At 72.9% G+C, this 17,418-nt stretch carries 17 protein-coding genes; 10 read left to right on the forward strand and 7 right to left on the reverse strand.

Features of this window, described 5'->3' with window-relative positions:
- Positions 1-149 precede the first annotated feature (149 nt).
- Positions 150-1,502: a serine hydrolase domain-containing protein gene (locus tag QSK20_RS03755; RefSeq protein WP_502888836.1), complete on the reverse strand. Its 1,353-nt coding sequence runs from the start codon at positions 1,500-1,502 to the stop codon at positions 150-152.
- A gap of 121 nt (positions 1,503-1,623) precedes the next feature.
- A complete protein-coding gene (locus QSK20_RS03760) occupies positions 1,624-1,974 on the reverse strand; it encodes a histidine triad nucleotide-binding protein (protein WP_145836558.1) in 351 nt (116 codons plus the stop codon).
- A gap of 132 nt (positions 1,975-2,106) precedes the next feature.
- Between QSK20_RS03760 and QSK20_RS03765 the strand changes: the two genes are divergently transcribed.
- Together QSK20_RS03765 and ppk2 are read left to right on the forward strand one after the other, a co-directional pair.
- A complete protein-coding gene (locus QSK20_RS03765; RefSeq protein ID WP_352232269.1) occupies positions 2,107-2,868 on the forward strand; it encodes an SDR family NAD(P)-dependent oxidoreductase in 762 nt (253 codons plus the stop codon).
- Positions 2,869-2,940: 72 nt separating this feature from the next.
- Positions 2,941-3,852 carry a polyphosphate kinase 2 gene (gene ppk2, locus QSK20_RS03770; RefSeq protein WP_285787109.1) on the forward strand — a complete coding sequence of 304 codons (912 nt, stop codon included), beginning with the start codon at positions 2,941-2,943 and terminating at the stop codon, positions 3,850-3,852.
- A 106-nt stretch (positions 3,853-3,958) separates the two neighbouring features.
- Here ppk2 and QSK20_RS03775 read toward each other — a convergent pair whose 3' ends face one another.
- The 3 genes from QSK20_RS03775 to hrcA form a co-directional block, all read right to left on the reverse strand.
- Positions 3,959-4,693 (reverse strand): 16S rRNA (uracil(1498)-N(3))-methyltransferase, encoded by a 735-nt coding sequence (locus QSK20_RS03775; protein ID WP_285787110.1) that lies wholly within the window; start codon positions 4,691-4,693, stop codon positions 3,959-3,961.
- Positions 4,694-5,833: a molecular chaperone DnaJ gene (gene dnaJ / locus QSK20_RS03780; protein WP_285787209.1), complete on the reverse strand. Its 1,140-nt coding sequence runs from the start codon at positions 5,831-5,833 to the stop codon at positions 4,694-4,696. It lies immediately after the preceding gene.
- A gap of 73 nt (positions 5,834-5,906) precedes the next feature.
- Complete coding sequence (hrcA, locus tag QSK20_RS03785; RefSeq protein WP_285787111.1) at positions 5,907-6,929, reverse strand: heat-inducible transcriptional repressor HrcA; 1,023 nt, start codon at positions 6,927-6,929, stop codon at positions 5,907-5,909.
- Positions 6,930-7,184: 255 nt separating this feature from the next.
- Between hrcA and QSK20_RS03790 the strand changes: the two genes are divergently transcribed.
- On the forward strand, positions 7,185-8,222 hold the full coding sequence (locus QSK20_RS03790) for a DUF4870 domain-containing protein (protein ID WP_285787112.1): 1,038 nt from the start codon (positions 7,185-7,187) through the stop codon (positions 8,220-8,222).
- 126 nt (positions 8,223-8,348) lie between these two features.
- Here the strand turns inward: QSK20_RS03790 and hemW are convergent, their stop codons facing one another.
- On the reverse strand, positions 8,349-9,572 hold the full coding sequence (hemW, locus tag QSK20_RS03795; RefSeq protein WP_285787113.1) for a radical SAM family heme chaperone HemW: 1,224 nt from the start codon (positions 9,570-9,572) through the stop codon (positions 8,349-8,351).
- A gap of 20 nt (positions 9,573-9,592) precedes the next feature.
- Here hemW and QSK20_RS03800 point away from each other — a divergent pair, with 20 nt between their 5' ends.
- From QSK20_RS03800 to QSK20_RS03810, 3 genes are all read left to right on the forward strand, one after another.
- A complete protein-coding gene (locus QSK20_RS03800) occupies positions 9,593-10,384 on the forward strand; it encodes an enoyl-CoA hydratase-related protein (protein WP_285787114.1) in 792 nt (263 codons plus the stop codon).
- A 170-nt stretch (positions 10,385-10,554) separates the two neighbouring features.
- Entirely contained in the window at positions 10,555-11,370 is an 816-nt protein-coding gene (locus QSK20_RS03805) for a hypothetical protein (RefSeq protein WP_502888837.1), read from the forward strand.
- A 178-nt stretch (positions 11,371-11,548) separates the two neighbouring features.
- Positions 11,549-12,451, forward strand: coding sequence for a phytanoyl-CoA dioxygenase family protein (locus QSK20_RS03810; RefSeq protein ID WP_285787116.1), 903 nt, complete (start codon positions 11,549-11,551; stop codon positions 12,449-12,451).
- Between the two features lie 131 nt (positions 12,452-12,582).
- Here the strand turns inward: QSK20_RS03810 and QSK20_RS03815 are convergent, their stop codons facing one another.
- A complete protein-coding gene (locus QSK20_RS03815; protein ID WP_285787117.1) occupies positions 12,583-13,236 on the reverse strand; it encodes an MOSC domain-containing protein in 654 nt (217 codons plus the stop codon).
- A 287-nt stretch (positions 13,237-13,523) separates the two neighbouring features.
- On the opposite strand from QSK20_RS03815, the gene QSK20_RS03820 reads away from it, so the two are divergent.
- The 4 genes from QSK20_RS03820 (at position 13,524) to QSK20_RS03835 (ending at position 17,292) form a co-directional block, all read left to right on the forward strand.
- Positions 13,524-14,450, forward strand: coding sequence for an ABC transporter ATP-binding protein (locus QSK20_RS03820; RefSeq protein WP_285787118.1), 927 nt, complete (start codon positions 13,524-13,526; stop codon positions 14,448-14,450).
- A complete protein-coding gene (locus tag QSK20_RS03825) occupies positions 14,428-15,216 on the forward strand; it encodes an efflux permease Rv1217c-related protein (protein ID WP_285787119.1) in 789 nt (262 codons plus the stop codon). Before QSK20_RS03820 ends, QSK20_RS03825 begins: the two co-directional genes overlap by 23 nt.
- Complete coding sequence (locus QSK20_RS03830; protein ID WP_285787120.1) at positions 15,209-16,327, forward strand: PucR family transcriptional regulator; 1,119 nt, start codon at positions 15,209-15,211, stop codon at positions 16,325-16,327. Before QSK20_RS03825 ends, QSK20_RS03830 begins: the two co-directional genes overlap by 8 nt.
- Before the next feature lie 191 nt (positions 16,328-16,518).
- Positions 16,519-17,292 carry a hypothetical protein gene (locus tag QSK20_RS03835; RefSeq protein WP_285787121.1) on the forward strand — a complete coding sequence of 258 codons (774 nt, stop codon included), beginning with the start codon at positions 16,519-16,521 and terminating at the stop codon, positions 17,290-17,292.
- The last annotated feature ends 126 nt before the right edge of the window (positions 17,293-17,418 follow it).

A 17,418-nucleotide genomic window follows, 5' to 3' on the forward strand; every position in this document is an offset into this window, starting at 1 on the left:
GCCCCGGCCCGCCACGCGTCCGGGACGACCACCGGGTGCCGGATCTCCCCACCGGCCCACCGGACGGTGAGCGGGGACGGTCCCGGCCCAGCCCTTTCGGCGGACGCTCCTCCGCCTCAGCGGCAGTCGGCCGACGGAGCTTCCCCGCCTCAGCCTTGGTCCGGCCAGCGCACGTCGTACCCGTCGAAGGTCTGCTGGTCCCGGGTGAAACGGTAGGTCGCCCAGTGCATCCGGCGCACCGTCCCCCGCTCGTCCCGGGTCAGCCGGAGCAACTCCCCGACCTCCCGCCCGGAGACCGTCCGCAGCACGTCCGGCCGGTCCGGCAGCGGCGCGAAGACCGCCGTCGGCTTGCCCGGCGCGTCCTCCGCCCGACGGGCCCGCAACGCCCCGTCCCGCCAGAGGAAGACGTACTCGAAACCCTCGCCCCACCAGCGGCCCAGCACGCCCCGGTACGCCTCCGGGGCCGGCTCCCCCGGCGACCACGGCTCGATGTCGGCCGGGTCGTGCTCGACCGCGGTGGCGAGCAGCCGGTGCGGCAGTTCGAAGATCGCCCCGGCGGTGCCGGCCGAGCCGAGCACCGCGCAGCCCATCGCCCCCGGTGTCCCGTCGCCGCCCCGCCGGCCGTAGACCGAAGCGAGGAAACCGGGCATCGCGCCGTCGTGCCCGACGTGCAGCACCCGGTTCGGTTGCGGCACGAGGATCAGGCCGAGGCCGAAGCCGTCCACCCAGTTCGTCTCGTCGGTGACCGTAAGCGGCCAGCGCATCTCGTCCAGGGTCGCCGGGGCGAGCACCGCACCGGTCGGATCCAGCGCGGCCGGGTCGGCGAGGAAGGCCGCCCAGCGGGCCATGTCACCCGCCGTGCTCCAGAGCTGCGCCGCCGGGCCCACCGCCCCGAAGTCGGTCGGCGGCTCCGGCCGAGCGTGGTCGGAGTACGCGTCGACCAGGAAGCCGGTGGCCGCGCCGGGACCGGGACGGGTGGTGGTGGCGGCCAGCCCGAGCGGGGCGAGGATCCGGTCGGCGAGCACCTCCACCCAGGTGCCGCCGCGCAGCCGGGCGACCAGTTCGCCGAGCAGGGCCATCCCCAGGTTGGAGTAGTGGAAGCGGCGGGCCGGAGGCAGCACCCGCTCGGCCCGGGTGAGGTCGGCGAGGAGTTGCTCGACCCCGGGGGCCCGCAACGTGTCCCAGATGTCACCGTACGGCTCCCGTTGCAGGCCCGAGGTGTGCGACAGCAGCCGACGCACGGTCGCCCCGCCGTGCGCGGGCACGTCCAGGTGCCGCCCCACCGGATCGTCCAGGTCGAGCAGACCCTCGTCCCGGCACTGGAGCACCAGGACGGCGGTGAAGGTCTTGGTGACCGAACCGATCCGGAAGGGCGTCTGCGGGGTCAGCGGGGCGTCGTTGCCGGTGCTGCCGACGGTGAGGCTCCACAGCGGCCGGTCCGCCCGGTGCAGGGCCACCGACAGCGCCGGCACCCGGGCACCGGCCTGCACCTGCCGCACCATCCGCCCGAGCCGCGCGTTGATCTCCACCACGCCGCAAGTGTAAGGAGGGGTCCCCTGTTACCGCTTTTTGATGAACAGGGGACCCCTGCTACCACCGCGGCGGGGCGGGACGACCGAGGAGTCAGCGGGCGAGCATCGGCCCGAGCGGAGCACCGCCGAGCAGGTGCGCGTGCACGTGGAAGACCTCCTGGCCGCCGTACCGGCCGGTGTTGAACATCAGCCGGAAGCCGTCGGCGAGCAGCCCCTCGGCCTCGGCCACCTCGGCGGCGGTGGCCAGCACCTGGCCGGCCAGCTCCGGGTCGCCCTGGCCGAGCGTGGCCACGTCGACGTAGTGCTCCTTGGGGATCACCAGCACGTGCACCGGGGCCTTCGGGCCGATGTCCCGGAAGGCGAGGGTGGTCGCGGTCTCCCGGACGATGGTGGCCGGGATCTCCCCGGCGACGATGCGGCAGAACAGGCAGTCGGAACTCATCGACGCATGGTAGGACCACCGGTTGCGTACCAGCATCTCCCCGGAGCCGGGCCGGCATGTCGTCGCAGCTCCCGGCCGCGACCGGACGGCCCCGGGTCGGGTCGGGGCCCGGCAGTCGGGGATCATGGGCGGGTGGACTCTCGGGCGGTACTGGTGACGGGGGCCTCGCGCGGCATCGGCCGAGCGGTGGCGCGCAGGTTCGCGGCCGGCGGCGACCGGGTGGCGATCCACCACCGCGACTCGGCGGAACTGGCCGAGCGGCTGCGGGCGGAACTGCCCGGCGACGGGCACCTCGTGGTCCGGGCCGACCTGGCCGACCCGGACGCGGTCCGGGCCGCGGTGGACGAGGCGGCAGCCGGGCTCGGCGGCCTGGACGTGCTGGTCAACAACGCCGGGGTGTTCGGTCCGGCGGATCCGCCGCACCCGGTCTTCGAGACCACGTACGAGCAGTGGCGGCAGCGCTGGCGGCAGATCGTCGACACCAACCTGCTCGGCGCGGCCAACGCGTCCTGGTGCGCCGCCCAGCACATGCGCGACCGGGGCGGCCGGATCGTCAACGTCTCCTCCCGGGGGGCGTTCCGTGGCGAGCCGGGCAACCCGGCGTACGGGGCGAGCAAGGCGGGCATGAACGCGATGGGGCAGTCCCTCGCGGTGGCGCTGGCCCCGTACGGCATCGCGGTGGCGACGGTCGCGCCCGGGTTCGTGGAGACCGACATGACCAACGAGCACCTCAAGTCGCCCCGGGGCGCGGCCGTGCGGGCGCAGAGCCCGTTCGACCGGGTGGCCCGACCGGAGGAGATCGCCGCCGCGGTGCACTGGCTCGCCTCCCCGGAGGCGGAGTGGGCCTCGGGCACCATCGTCGACCTGAACGGCGCGTCCTACCTGCGTTCCTGAGGCTGGTCTCTCAGCGAACTCCCAGCAACCGGGACGGCTGACCGGCCCGGAACCCGGGTAAGGATCCCCGACATGGCCGACGCCGCGCTGCTGGACCTCTCCGCCGACTACCAGGTGGTCGACGACCACGACGACGACCCGGTGCTGCTCCGTGCGGACGGCAGCCCGGTGGACACCTGGCGGGAGGACTACCCGTACGACGAGCGCCTGGCCCGTGAGGAGTACGACCACCACAAGCGTCTGCTCCAGATCGAGCTCCTCAAGCTCCAGGATTGGATCAAGGAGTCCGGCGAGCGGCTGGTGATCCTCTTCGAGGGGCGGGACGCGGCCGGCAAGGGCGGCACGATCAAGCGCTTCATGGAACACCTCAACCCGCGCGGCGCGAAGGTGGTGGCCCTGGTCAAGCCGAACGAGCGGGAGTCCAGCCAGTGGTACTTCCAGCGTTGGCTGCACCACCTGCCGGCGGCCGGCGAGATCGTGCTCTTCGACCGGTCCTGGTACAACCGGGCCGGGGTCGAGCGGGTGATGGGCTTCTGCACCCGCAAGGAGTACCTGGAGTTCCTACGCCAGGCCCCCGAGCTGGAGCGGATGCTGGTCCGCTCCGGCATCCGGCTGGTCAAGCTCTGGTTCTCGGTCTCCCAGAACGAGCAGCGCACCCGGTTCGCCATCCGTCAGGTCGACCCGGTACGCCAGTGGAAGCTGTCCCCGATGGACATCGCCGCGCTGGACAAGTGGGACGAGTACACCGAGGCCAAGGAGGCGATGTTCTTCTACACCGACACCGCCGACGCGCCGTGGACGGTGGTCAAGAGCAACGACAAGAAGCGGGCCCGGCTGGAGGCCATGCGCCACGTGCTCAACCGCTTCGCCTACACGGACAAGGACACCGAGGTGGTCGGCGTGCCCGATCCCCGCATCGTCGGCCCGGCCGGTCTCGACCTCAGCCCCGACGAGGAGACCGTCCAGGTCTTCCCCCGCCTCTGACCCGCCCGGGTTCCACCCCCGATTGCGGCATCCCGGGCCGTCGGGTCCCTCCCACACCCCGACATGCCGCATGTCGCGTTGATCACGGCTGGGCGGGAAGGGCGGGTCACCAGCGGGTGAGGCGGGTGGCGAGCACGCTGAGCGCGGCCACCCCGGCGGTCGAGGTACGCAGCACCGCCGGCCCGAGCCGCACCGGGCGACCACCGGCCGCCCGGAAGGCGTCCAGTTCGGCCGGGGCGATCCCACCCTCCGGGCCCACCACCAGCACGATCTCACCGGCCGGAGGCAGCTCGACGGTGGTCAGCCGGTCCTGTGCCTCCTCGTGCAGCACGAACCCGGCGGCGGCACCGGAGAGCCGCGCCGCCACCGCCGCCGTCGACTCGTCGGGGGCACCGGCCACCACCGGCAGCCAGGCCCGGCGGGCCTGCTTGGCCGCCTCCCGGGCGGTCGCCACCCACTTCTCCCGGGCGCGTACGCCCCGCTCGCCCCGCCACTGCGTCACCGAGCGGGACGCCGCCCAGGGCACGATCTCGTCCACGCCGACCTCGGTCATCGCCTGGACGGCCAGTTCGCCCCGGTCGCCCTTGGCGATGCCCTGCACCACCACGACGCGGGGCACCGCCGCGTCGGCGTACCCCCGCGAGGTGACGGTCAGGTCGAGGGCGCCCCGGCCGACGGCGGTGACCACGGCGGCGGCCGTGCCACCCCGACCGTCGGCCAGCAGCAGTTCCTCGCCGACCCGCAGCCGCTGCACGGTGGCCGCGTGGTGGCCCTCCGGGCCGTCCAGGGTCAGCGTGTCGGCGACGGGCAGCGACTCGACCAGGAAGAGCGGGGCCGACACTCAGCCGTGCCCGTTGAACGCGTCCCGCATCCGGGAGAAGAAGCCGCCCTGCTTGCTCAGCTCGGCGACCTCCTCGCCCCGGGTCTTGGCGAACTCGCGCAGCATCCGCTCCTGGTCGGCGTCGAGCTTGGTCGGGGTCCGCACGTCGAGGTGGACGTAGAGGTCACCCCGGCCGGTGCCGCGCAGGTGCGGTACGCCCCGGGCGCGCAACCGCATCGTGCTGCCCGGCTGGGTGCCCGCCTTGACGTCGACGGTCTCCTCGCTGTCCAGCGTCTTGATGGTCAACCGGGTGCCGAGCGCCGCCGCGGTCATCGGCACGGTCACCCGGCAGTGCAGGTCGTCGCCCTTGCGGGAGTAGACGTCGTGCGGCCGTTCGTGGATCTCGACGTAGAGGTCGCCGGCGGTGCCGCCACCCGGGCCGACCTCACCCTGCTGGGCGAGGCGGATCCGCATGCCGTCCTCCACCCCGGCGGGGATCTTGACGGTCAGCGAACGGCGGGTACGCACCCGGCCGTCCCCGGCACAGGTCGGGCAGGGGTGCGGGATCGTGGTGCCGTGCCCCTGGCAGACCGTGCAGGGCCGGGCCGAGACGACCTGGCCGAGGAAGGTGCGCTGCACCGACTGCACCTCGCCCCGGCCACCGCACGCCTCACACGTGGCCAGGTGGGTGCCGGCGGCCGTGCCCGCGCCGGAGCAGGTGGTGCAGAGCACGGCGGTGTCGACGGTGATCGGCGCCTCGACGCCGAACGCCGTCTCGTTGAGGTCCAGTTCCAGCCGCAGGATCGCGTCCGCCCCGGGACGGGTGCGCGGACGCGGCCCCCGCGAGCCGGTGGCCCCGCCGAAGAAGGCGTCCATGATGTCCTGGAAGCCGACGAACGGCCCCGCGCCGCCCGGTCCGCCCGGACCGGCCGCGCCGCCACCGGGAGCGAGCGGATCGCCACCCAGGTCGACGATCTGCCGCTTCCGGTCGTCCGAGAGGACCTCGTACGCGGCGTTGATGTCCTTGAACTTCTCCTGGGCCTCCGGGTCCGGATTGACGTCCGGGTGGAACTGCCGCGCCAGCTTGCGGTAGGCGCGCTTGATCTCGTCATCGGAGGCTTCCCGGCTGACACCGAGGATGCCGTAGTAGTCCCTGGCCACTGCGTTCCGTGTCCTCATGTTCGTCTCGCGTTGCGCCGGTCGTCGGCCCGAGCCGGCCGTCGGCCCTGACTGGTCAGTTCTGGGCCAGCAGCTCGCCCACGTAGCGTGCCACGGCGCGTACCGTGGCGATGGTGCCGGGGTAGTCCATCCGTGTCGGGCCGAGCACGCCCAGCCCACCCACGATGGTGGCACCTGGACCGTAACCCGTGCTGACCACCGACGTACCCCGCAGGTTGTCGATCTCGTTCTCGTCGCCGATCCGGATCCGGGTCGTGCTCGGCTCGACCTCGCCGATCAGCTTGAGCAGCACGACCTCCTCCTCGAGCGCCTCGAGGATCGGACGTAACGAGCCCTGGAAGTCGAGCAGGCCGCCCCGGGTCAGGTTGGCCGTGCCGGCCAGCGCGATCCGCTCCTCGTGCCGCTCGACCAGGGTCTCCAGCAGAACGGTGGAGAGCGTGGTCATCGCCGGACGCAGCCCGGCGTCGACCTCCTCCACCAACGCCTGCACCAGCGGTGGGGTGTCCGACAGCCGGGTGCCGCAGAGCTTCTCGTTGACCAGGCGACGCAGGTCGGTGACGTCGTCGGCGGGAACCGGCGCGGGCAGCTCCACCAGCCGCTGCTCGACCCGACCGGTGTCGGCGATCATCACCAGCATCAGCCGGGTGGTGGAGATCGGCACCAGCTCCAGGTGTCGCACCGAGGACCGCGCCAGGCTCGGGTACTGCACCACGGCCACCTGGCGGGTGAGCTGGGCGAGGAGCCGGACGGTGCGGTGGACGACGTCGTCGAGGTCGACCGCGCCGACCAGGAACCGCTCGATCGCCCGACGCTCGGCCGGGCTGAGCGGCTTGACCCGGCTGAGCCGGTCGACGAAGAGGCGGTAGCCACGGTCGGTGGGCACCCGGCCGGCGCTGGTGTGCGGCTGCCGGATGTAGCCCTCCTCCTCCAGCACCGCCATGTCGTTGCGGACCGTGGCCGGGGAGACGCCCAGCTGGTGCCGCTCGACCAGCGCCTTGCTGCCGACCGGCTCCTGGGTCGCGACGTAGTCCTCGACGATCGCGCGCAGCACGGCGAGCTTGCGGTCGTCCAGACCCACTCTCCCCACCTCCTACGCCGGTCGGCGCCCGGTCCGTCGCGGCGCGTGCCCACCCCCGGCGACGACCGGCGGCGGTCGCCGACGACGACGCGCTCCTGGCACTCGACTTTAACGAGTGCCAGTCTACGTCGGGGCACCCCCGGGACGCGATGATCGGTGTCGACCCCCGCCCCCGGCCCGGTACCGGCCGTCCCCCCGGGTGATCAGGACGCGCCCGCTGGTCGCGCCTTGTCCGGTGCCCCTACCGTGACCGGTATGACTGAACCGCCGCGCCCGCCCGGCGCGGGCGACGCCGGCCGGTACCCGCCGGAGCCGACCATGCCGCTCGCCCCGTCCGGGTCCCCGTCGACACCCGACGAGCCCACCACCCCACTCTCCGACGCGGCCGGTGCGTCCGGGTATCCCCCACCGGGTGGATCCACCCCGCCCGGCGGCTGGCCCACGCCGCCCCATGAGCCACCCACCGAGCACCTTCCCCCGTCGTCCCCCGAGCCGCCCACGGAGAACTGGACGACGCCGGCCCCCGAGCCGCCCACGGAGAACTGGACGACGCCGTCGTACGAGCCGCCGACACAGCGCTACGGGTCGCTCGGCGACGAGCCGCCGACGGAGCGCCACGCCGCCGTCGCCCCGGAGCCGCCGACGGTGGGTTACGGCCCGTCCGGTGACGCCCCGTCGGCCGACCACCCGACCTCGGGCGGGCACTTCGCCGCTACCGGCTACCCGACACCGGACCCCCAGGCCAGCTACCCGCCGCCGCCGGGCGACCAGGGCGGTTACCCGCCGCCGGGCGAAGCGGGCGGTTACCACCCAGCGGGTGAGCAGGGCGGTTACCCGCCACCGGGCTTCCCGCCGCCCGGGGCCACGGGGGCGCACACGCCCGGAGGGCCGGGTGGATATCCGCCGCCGGGCGGGGGCGGGCCGCAGCCGTCCCCCGGCCCGATCGGTGGCGACGACCGGACCTGGGCGATCCTGGCCCACGCCGGCGGGCCGATCGGCATCGTGATCGGTGCGACCCTGTTCGGCTGGGTCGGGCCGCTGATCGTGCTGCTGGTCCGGGGCCAGCAGTCCCCGGCGGTACGCGCACACGCCGTCGCCGCGCTCAACTTCCAGATCACCTGGGCGGTCGCGATCCTGGTGGGCTGGCTGCTCGCCGCGATCACCTGCGGCCTGCTCTCCTTCGTGCCGATCGTGCTCGCGATCGTGCCGATCGTGCTCGGCATCGTGGCCGCCCTCAAGGCCAACCAGGACCTGCTCTACCAGTACCCGATGACCCGGAGCTTCGTGAAGTGAGCCGTCCGGCCGGTCCCGGTGGTGTTCCCGGGGCCGGCCGTCCTCATGGCAGCCCCGGGTGGCGCGACACGGTGCCCGGGAGACCGCCGGGGCGGCGGGTGGCGCGCACGCTGTCGAGGGGACGCTTCAGGGCAGCAGGTCGCGGACCACGGCGTCGGCGAGCAGTCGGCCACGCAGGGTGAGCACCGCCCGGCCGGCGGCGTAGTCGGCCTCGGCGAGCAGCCCGGCGGCGCGGGCCCGCTCGGCGCCGGCCCGGCCGGCGGGGTCGAGCACCGCCAGCGGCAGCCCGGAGGCGAGCCGGAGCCGGAGCATCACGTCCTCCATGTGCGCCTCGTCGACGGTGAGGACCTCCCGCGCCTGGCCGGGCGACTCCCCGGCGGCCAGCTTCGCCGCGTACGCACTCGGGTGTCGGACGTTCCACCAGCGCACCCCGCCGACGTGGCTGTGCGCCCCCGGGCCGAGGCCCCACCAGTCGCCGCCGGTCCAGTAGAGCAGGTTGTGGCGGCACCGGGCGTCCGGCGTCCGGGCCCAGTTGGAGACCTCGTACCAGGAGAAACCGGCCGCGTCGAGGGCGGCCTCCGCGGCCAGGTAGCGGTCCGCCGCGACGTCGTCGGAGGGGTACGCCAGCTCGCCCCGGCGCATCCGGGCGGCGAGCCGGGTGCCCTCCTCCACGATCAGGGCGTACGCGCTGACGTGGTCCACCCCGGCGGCGACCACCTGGTCGAGCGAGGCGGCGAAGTCCTCGGCCCGCTCCCCCGGCGTACCGTAGATCAGGTCGAGGTTGACGTGGTCGAACCCGGCGTCGCGGGCCTCGGCCGCGGCGGCGGTGGCCCGCCCGGCGGAGTGCTTGCGGTCGAGCACGGCGAGCACGCCCGGCGCGGCCGACTGCATGCCCAGCGAGATGCGGGTGTACCCGGCCGCGCGCAGCGTCTTCAGCGACTCCGGTGTCACCGACTCCGGGTTGGCCTCGGTGGTGACCTCGGCGTCGGCGGCCAACCCCCAGGTGCGGTCGATGCCGTCGAGGAGGCGGGCCAGGTCGTCGGCGGGGAGCAGGGTGGGCGTGCCACCGCCGACGAAGACCGTGTCCACCCGGGGCGGCGGAGTGTCCCCGAGCACCCGGGCGGCGAGCCCCAGCTCGGTCAGGACGGTGTCGGCGTAGTTGTCCCGGTTCGCGCCGCCGCCGAGTTCGCTGGCGGTGTAGGTGTTGAAGTCGCAGTAGCCGCAGCGGCTGGCGCAGAAGGGCACGTGGAGGTAGACCCCGAAGCCGCGCGCGCCGACCGCGCGCAGGGCGGTCGATGGGAGCGACCCGTCGGTCGGTACGGATTCGCCTTCTGGAAGGACGCCGGGCATGGCCACTAGTGTGCCCTTCCATGACCCTTCCCGACGCGCTGGTGCGGGTGTCGACGGCCCGTGGGGTGACCACACTCACCCTGGACAGCCCGCACAACCGCAACGCGCTCTCCACGCCCCTGATGACCGAGCTGCTCGACGGCCTGGCCACGGCGGTCGCCGACCCCTCGGTGCGGGTGGTGGTGCTCGACCACACCGGCCCGGTGTTCTGCTCCGGCGCGGACCTGAAGGAGACCGCCGCGGCGTACGCGAGCGGGAGCGTGCCCGCCGGGAAGCTCGGCGACGTCCTGGCGGCGGTCCGGGAGTGCCCGAAGCCGGTGGTGGCGCGGGTCGCCGGACCGGCGCGCGCCGGCGGGCTGGGCCTGATCGCCGCCGCCGACCTGGCGGTCTGCGTCGAGGAGGCGACCTTCGCCTTCACCGAGGTGCGGCTCGGGGTGATCCCGGCGGTGATCTCGGCGACCGTCCTGCCGCGGCTGACCTCCCGCGCGGCGGCCGAGCTGTACCTCACCGGGGAGACCTTCGACGGTCGGCGGGCCGCCGAGGTCGGGCTGGTCACCACGGCGGTGCCCGCCGCGGAGCTGGACGAGGCGGTGGCCCGCTGGTGCGCGGCGCTGGTCAAGGGGGCGCCGGGGGCGTTGGCCGGCGCGAAGGAGCTGCTGCGTCGTACGCCCGAGACGGACCTGCGCCGTGAGCTGGACCACCTGTCCGCCGTCTCCACCGGCTACTTCCTCTCCGAGGAGGGCCGGGAGGGAGTGCTGGCCTTTCGGGAAAAGCGACCGACCCGGTGGGTGGCCGCCCTCGACGCCGGGTAGGCGGGGGCGAACGTCCGGCCGGTGGGACATCGGCGATGAGTCCGGACACTGTCGGCCGAACCGGTCGAGAGCGTGGAGCGGTGGCATGCGGGACGTAGGCTTGGCTGACTGTCGTTCAGGGGGTGTGGGTGCGAACTCGGGCAATTGTGGCGACCGGCCTCGTCGTCGCCATCATCGCCAGCATCGGGATCTATCTCGTCATCCGGAACGTCGGTGACGACATACGGCTGCCGATAGCAGGACGCAGTTGCACGGTCCGGGCCGACGGGCACGTCCGGCTGAACGCCGAGCAGATGGCGAACGCGGCCACCATCGCGGCGATCGGCATCCAGCGGAAGATGCCCGAGCGGGCGGTCGTCGTCGCGCTCGCCACCGCGTTCCAGGAGTCCGGGCTGGAGAACCTGCCCGACGGCGACCGGGACTCGATCGGGCTGTTCCAGCAGCGACCCAGCCAGGGCTGGGGCACGCCGGAGCAGATCAGCGACCCGCGCTATGCCGCCAACAAGTTCTACGCGGGGCTCAAGAAGGTCCGCGGCTGGCAGGAGATGCGGGTCACCGACGCCGCCCAGGCCGTCCAGCGGTCGGCGTTCCCCGAGGCGTACGAGAAGTGGGCCGACGAGTCGGAGGTGCTCACCCGAGCGCTGCTCGGCGACGTCACCGCCGCGGTCGCCTGCACCGTCGGTCGTACGCCGGTGATGCGTGGCGCCGCCGCGGCGGCCGCGCTGACCCAGAACCTCACCCTGGACTGGGGACTGCCGGAGGCGGTCAACCCCGCCGAACTGACCGGGCTGACCGTTCCCGCCGCCGACCCGCGCGACGGCTGGCGGTACGCGCACTGGCTGGTGTCGCACGCCCACGACCACGGTGTCCGGCGGGTCCTCTTCGCCGACCTGGAGTGGACGGCCGACCGGGGCACCTGGTCCCGGGTCTCCGACCGGGAACGGCAGGACGCCCGGGTGGTCGCCGAGGTCTTCGACGAGGGGTGACCTCCGTCTCTCTCCGTAGCCACCTGCGGGGTCGATCCGCACCGCCCAGCCGCCGGGACGTCCACCATCAGGCCAGTTCCCGGTGGTCGGGTGTCGGACGCCGACCTTGGCGACGGCGCGTTACCATCGGCGATCTGTGCCAGAAATGGCGGATTCCTTTCGGGGAGGGGTGACAGCGGTGTTCGACTACGGTGGCCGGACCGGTTACGAGCCGATCAGCGATGTTGATCGCAAAGAGTTCCACGAGCAGGGTTTCCTTCTGCTACGCAACGTGCTGACGGAGGATCACCGGGCCGCCCTGGAGGCCGCGGTCGACCGCGTCTACGAGGAGGAGAAGGCCAAGGGCAAGACCACCAAGGACGGGACCCTGCACCTGCTGGGCTTCCTGGAGCGGGACGAGCTCTTCGGCGAACTGCTCACCCACCCGATCGCCTTCCCGTACATGTGGGGGCTGGCCGGGTGGAACATCTACACGCACCACAACCACCTGGACGTGACCCCGCCGGCGGCCGAGCCGGAGAAGCCGTACTGGGGCTGGCACCAGGACGGGTACCGGCAGAACTCCGACCCGGAGACGATGGACCCGAACGTCCCCCGGCCGATGTTCTCGCTGAAGGTCGCCTACGTGCTCTCCGACCTGTCGGAAAAGGGGCGGGGCGCGACCAAGGTCATCCCGGGCAGCCACCTGTGGAACTCGCTGCCCCGGCCGGACGACCTGAGCGTGCACAACCCGGACCCGGAGGGCACGGTGGAGATCACCGCGAACCCGGGCGACGCCTTCATCTTCGACCGCCGCCAGTGGCACTCCCGGTCGACGAACCTGTCGACCATCACCCGCAAGATGCTCTTCGTCGGCTACACCTACCGGTGGATCCGGCCGCTGGACGAGCTGCACATCGACTCCGACGGCGAGTGGTGGGCCAACCGCACGCCGGTGCAGCGCCAGCTCTGCGGTGAGGGCACCCACACCGCGAACTACTGGGGCATCAACTGGAACGGGTACATCGACGACGAGATCCCGCTGCGCAAGGAGCTGAAGGAGCGCGGTCTGCTGGACCGCAACATCCCCTGGCTCCGCTGACCGCAGCCGCCGCACGGGCTCCAGGTGACTGCCGCACCGGCTCCGGGTGACTGCAGGGGTCCCCTGTTACCGCTTTTTCGGTAGCAGGGGACCCCTGTTACCGCTTTCTGGGTAGCAAGGGACCCCTGCAGTCACCTCGGCGGGCCGGAGGCCACGCCCAGCCGACGGCGGACCTTCTCCCGGAGCGGCTCGGGCAGACCCGGCGCGTCGAGCAGCCGGGGCAACAGCTCCGGCTCCCCGTGCAGGGCCCGGAACACCTCGCCGATGGTGACGCCGTGCGCCGGACGGTCCCGCACCTCGACCCGGTCGTCGGTGCCCACCTCGCCCTCCCGGAGCACCCGGAGGTACGCCCCGGGAGCCGCCCGCGCGGCGAACCGCTTGATCAGATCCGGTACGGCCCAGAACCCGGCGAACGTCCGGCAGGGCGTACGCGGCTTGGTGACCTGGAGCAGCGCGGACCCGATCGCCCACTGCTCCCCGATCACCGCTCCGGTCACGTCCACCCCGTGGGTGGTGAGGTTCTCCCCGAAGCGTCCCGGGGGCACCGCCCGATCCAGCTCCGCCGCCCACCAGTCGGCGTCCTCCGTGCCGTACGCGTACACCGCCTGGTCCGGGCCGCCGTGGTGGGCCCGCTCGGCGATGAAGTCGCCGACCACCCCGTCGAACCTGATCGACACCCGCCCGGCTGCCGGCCGCTTGTCGATGCCACTGCGGCCGCTGGCGTCACCGGCCCACTCCGCCTCGGTGACCACCGCGAGGTTCACCGAGATCACCTTCCCCGTCATACCGGCCAGCCTACGACCGAACACGGGCCGGCCGTCAGCCGCGAAGGGCACGACGGCTGGTGGCCGGCGACGCCGAGGAGCCACGGCACAACCGCCGCGCTCACCATCGCACCGGTCACGACCCCGTTCACCCGGCACGCTGTCAGGGAGGGCCCGCAGCGGCGGGCGCCCTTGCGCGGTATGGCTCGTATGCTGCGGGTTTGCCGGACCTCGGCAAGGATCCCGGCCGGTTGTCGACCGGATCCGGACCTGGAGGCGGGATGGGGGTCGTGGCCACGATGTGGGGTATGACGAGCGACATCGCCGTACATGCCGAGGACCTGACGAAGCTCTACGGTCCGCGCCGCGGCGTCGAGGGCCTCACCCTGGAGGTCCGCACCGGGGAGGTGATGGGTTTCCTCGGTCCGAACGGGGCCGGGAAGACCACGACTATCCGGCTGCTGCTGGACTTTCTGCGCCCCACCCGGGGACGCGCCACGATCTTCGGCCTGGATCCGCGCCGGGACAAGGCCACCCTGCACCGGCAGATCGGTTATCTCCCCGGCGAACTGGCGTTCCCCGGTCGCGGCCGGGCCGATGCGCTGCTGCGGTTCTTCGCCGACGCCCGCGGCGGTGTGCCGTGGTCGCAGGTGACGGAGCTGGCCGACCGGCTGAGCCTGGACCTGTCTCGGCCGGTCCACACGATGAGCAAGGGCAACAAGCAGAAGGTCGGCCTGGTCCAGGCGTTCATGCACCGACCGGCGCTGCTGGTCCTCGACGAGCCGACCAGCGGCCTGGACCCGCTGGTGCAGCAGGAGTTCCTGGCCATGGTGCACGATGCCCGCACTGCCGGCCAGACCGTGTTCATGTCGTCCCACGTGCTGGCTGAGGTGCAGCAGAGCGCCGACCGGATCGCGATCGTCCGCGACGGCCGGCTCGCCGCGGTCGAGCGGGTGGAGTCGCTCGGCCGGCGTGCGGTCCGCACCGTCGAGATCCACTTCGCCGACCCGGTCGACGCGGCCGAGTTCGACGTTCTGCCAGGTGTCAGCGACGTGACGATCTCCGGGCCGGTGCTCAGATGCACCGTCGACGGCCGGCTCGATCCGCTGGTCAAGGCCGCGGCCCGGCACGAGGTCGTCGACCTGCTGTCGGCCGAGCCGGACCTTGAGGAGACGTTCCTGTCGTTCTACTACCACTCCGAAGGAGCCGGCGATGCTGCCCGCGCTGGTGCATAAGACGTGGCGGGACGACCGCCGAGCGGTAATCGGCTGGGCCGTCGGCGTCGCCGCGTTCACCGCCACCTATACCGGCTTCTACGCCAGTTTTCAGGGCGCGGCCGAGCTCAAGCAGGACGCCCTGCCCCAGGGGATGCTCGACTTCCTCGGCATCGCCGACATGCTTTCCGCCGCCGGCTACCTCCAGGCCACCGTCTTCAGCCTCATCGGCCCGCTGCTGGTGCTCATGTGCGCCGTGACCCTGACCGCGCGGACGATCGCCCGGCCCGAGGAGGACGGCGGCATGGAACTGCTGCTGGCCAACCCGCTCTCCCGTATTGCGTTCGCCCGGCAGCGCCTGACCGCCGCCAGCGCGGCGGTCACCTCGGTCGCCGCCATCCCGTTGCTGGTGCTCATGCTCGTCGTCCCTGCGGTCGGCATGGACATTCCGCTGTCCAACGTCGCCGCCGCGTGCGCCGGGCTGGTCGCGCTGGTGTGGTGCTTCACCGGCATCGCGTTCCTCATCGGCGCGGCCACCGGGCGACGCGGCACCGTCCTGGCGGTCACCGGTGTCGTCGCCGTGGCGACCTACATGGTCAATGCCATCGGCGGCATGCTCGACGGCTGGGGATGGCTGCGTTGGCTGTCGCCCTTCCACTACTTCATCGGCACCGACCCGCTGCACACCGGCTGGCACCCGGCCGAACTGCTCGTCCTCGCCGCCGTCGGTGCCCTCACCGCGGCCGCCGGGGTGATCCTCTTCGACCGTCGCGACGTCGGTGTCTGAATCGCGCACCGGTGGCCGCCCGCCCGCGGCGGCCACAGGGGAGACCGCGAACGGCGAACAACTGTGGCTCACCCAGGCATGCCGGGCGCTGTTGGACGAACCGGCAGGTGACCGGCGTACGCAGGCCGCCGCCCGACTCGGCGCGCGGGCCGCGGACACCGGCCTGCAACTGCCCGACCTGGTCGGCACCATGCTGCGTGCCGCCGCCGACCGCTGGCAGTACACCACCGTCGGCCCAGACGACACCACGACCGGCGTCCATGCGCAGGCAGCGGCTGTCCTCGAGACGGCGCGGTCGCTGCTCGACGCGCTCCTCGACGGCTACGCCCATCAGACCCACGCCGAACTCGCCCGCCACGACCACAACCGCGCCGTCTTCGTCAACGACCTGCTCACCGGCCGCGCCGACCCCGGACGCCTCGCCGAGCGGGCCCACCGCTACGGCATCCGCCTCTCCGCAGCCCACGTCGTGCTCGTCGCCCGAGCAGCCGGCCTCACCGCCGAGGTCGTCCATCGCGTCGACGCCGCGCTGGCCGGCCGGTTCGGCGAAGGCAACATCCTCACCACCCTGCGCGACGGCGACCTCGTCTGCATCAGCGCAGGAGGCCTGCGCGGCATCACCGCCGAGCTCGCCCACCGGCTCATCGCCGAACTCGGCACCGACGGCTGGCAACTCGCGGTCGGCCGTGCCCACCCCGGCCTGGCCGGCCTCGCCACCTCGCTCGACGAAGCCCGCAACACCCTCGACCACGCCACGAAGCTCGGCTTCACCACACCGGTGCTCAACGCCGCCGACCTGCTCGTCTTTCCTGTACTGCTACGCGACCGCGATGCCATCACCGACCTGGTCACCACTGTCCTCGGCCCGCTGACCACCGCTCGCGGCGGTGCCCAGCCCTACCTCGACACCCTCACCGTCCTGTTCGACAACCAGGGCAACTACACCGCCACCGCCCGCCACATGCACCTGTCCGTCCGTGCCGTCACCTACCGCCTCGACCGTATCCACGACCTCACCGGTTACCACCCCGGCGAACCCACCCAACGCTTCACGCTGCACGCCGCCGTCCTGGGTGCCCGCCTTCTCGGCTGGCCCTCACCCCAGCCATGACAGCACCGAGACGGCGCGCACCGTCCGGGGCCTCACGACCTGCCCACGCGCAACGCAGACCGTGGAAACCAGCGGCCCGGTGGACACTGTCGCGCTCACCGGGCGACCCCTCGAAGTTGCGCTCCGAGGGGTCAGGGCGCGCGGGCTGCCGACGTCCTGGGCATCTGCAGATTGTGGTCGAGAATGCGTACATGGCGATGTCCCGTACCGGAGGCGGCGGAGCGGCCGGCCGGCCACCGGTGCCCGTCCGACGGCCCCGGCCCACCGCGCCGGCGCTGGACTACTACCTGGTCCGTCCCCGACCGCCGGGCGACCGACCGGCCGCGCCGCCCGAGGGCATCGTCGTCGAGGAGTTCCTCTTCGGCGCGGACCACCAGGTGCTCCGGGTGGACAGCGCCGCGTGGACGCCGGGCGGACCGGGATGGTGGACGGCGCGCGAGCTGAGCAGGAACATCCGGGCCGACCCCGAGCTGCGCGGACGGGTCGTCGGGGTGCCCCGCCACCGGGCCGAGGTCGTCTACCGCCAGCTCGGCGGAGCCACGCTCCCGGACGAGGCGACCCTGCGCGGTCACCTACGGGCGGGAGACACCCGTGCGGCGTCGGCTCCGCTGCTGCTGTCCCCGGAGCAGGTCACTCCCGGTTTCCACAGCACCCGGGTCTACCGGGTGCTGTTCGCCAACGAGCTGGGGCCGGACCACCTCGTCGAACTGTCGTCGGTGTGGCAGATGACCGGCACCGATCCGACCCGCCCGGACGGGGTGGTCGGTAGCGCCCGCCGTCGGGTCGGAGCCGATGTCTTCCGCTGGGAGCTGCGTCGGATCGGGGTGGTCGGGGCGTACTGCCTGGACCTGACCGTCGACCTGGCGACCGGACGGGACGACGGCGTACGGCCGGTGCTGCGTGAGCTGACCACGACACTGCGCCTGCGGGGTTTGATCCCGGTCACCGTCGAGCGCTTCTCCTGAGTCCGTCCGGACGGTCTGCCGGCTGGCTGCTGCCGGGACGGGCAGCGGGGCGTTCGCGGTGTGGGTGGGCGGCGACGGTTCAGGTGTTTGCAGGGGCCCCCTGCTCCGCAAAAAGCGGTAACAAGG

Source organism: Micromonospora sp. NBRC 101691, assembly GCF_030269285.1.
Classification (GTDB): Bacteria; Actinomycetota; Actinomycetes; order Mycobacteriales; family Micromonosporaceae; genus Micromonospora; species Micromonospora echinospora.

What these genes read in the sequence shown, in the direction of transcription:
- ppk2 (WP_285787109.1), top strand. Translation starts at nt 2,941, where the DNA reads ATGGCCGACGCCGCGCTGCTGGACCTCTCCGCCGACTACCAGGTGGTC.
- QSK20_RS03815 (WP_285787117.1), bottom strand. Translation starts at nt 13,236, where the DNA reads ATGACGGGGAAGGTGATCTCGGTGAACCTCGCGGTGGTCACCGAGGCG.
- QSK20_RS03755 (WP_502888836.1), bottom strand. Translation starts at nt 1,502, where the DNA reads ATGGTGCGGCAGGTGCAGGCCGGTGCCCGGGTGCCGGCGCTGTCGGTG.
- QSK20_RS03760 (WP_145836558.1), bottom strand. Translation starts at nt 1,974, where the DNA reads ATGAGTTCCGACTGCCTGTTCTGCCGCATCGTCGCCGGGGAGATCCCG.
- QSK20_RS03790 (WP_285787112.1), top strand. Translation starts at nt 7,185, where the DNA reads ATGACTGAACCGCCGCGCCCGCCCGGCGCGGGCGACGCCGGCCGGTAC.
- QSK20_RS03835 (WP_285787121.1), top strand. Translation starts at nt 16,519, where the DNA reads ATGGCGATGTCCCGTACCGGAGGCGGCGGAGCGGCCGGCCGGCCACCG.
- QSK20_RS03800 (WP_285787114.1), top strand. Translation starts at nt 9,593, where the DNA reads ATGACCCTTCCCGACGCGCTGGTGCGGGTGTCGACGGCCCGTGGGGTG.
- QSK20_RS03820 (WP_285787118.1), top strand. Translation starts at nt 13,524, where the DNA reads ATGACGAGCGACATCGCCGTACATGCCGAGGACCTGACGAAGCTCTAC.
- hemW (WP_285787113.1), bottom strand. Translation starts at nt 9,572, where the DNA reads ATGCCCGGCGTCCTTCCAGAAGGCGAATCCGTACCGACCGACGGGTCG.
- QSK20_RS03825 (WP_285787119.1), top strand. Translation starts at nt 14,428, where the DNA reads ATGCTGCCCGCGCTGGTGCATAAGACGTGGCGGGACGACCGCCGAGCG.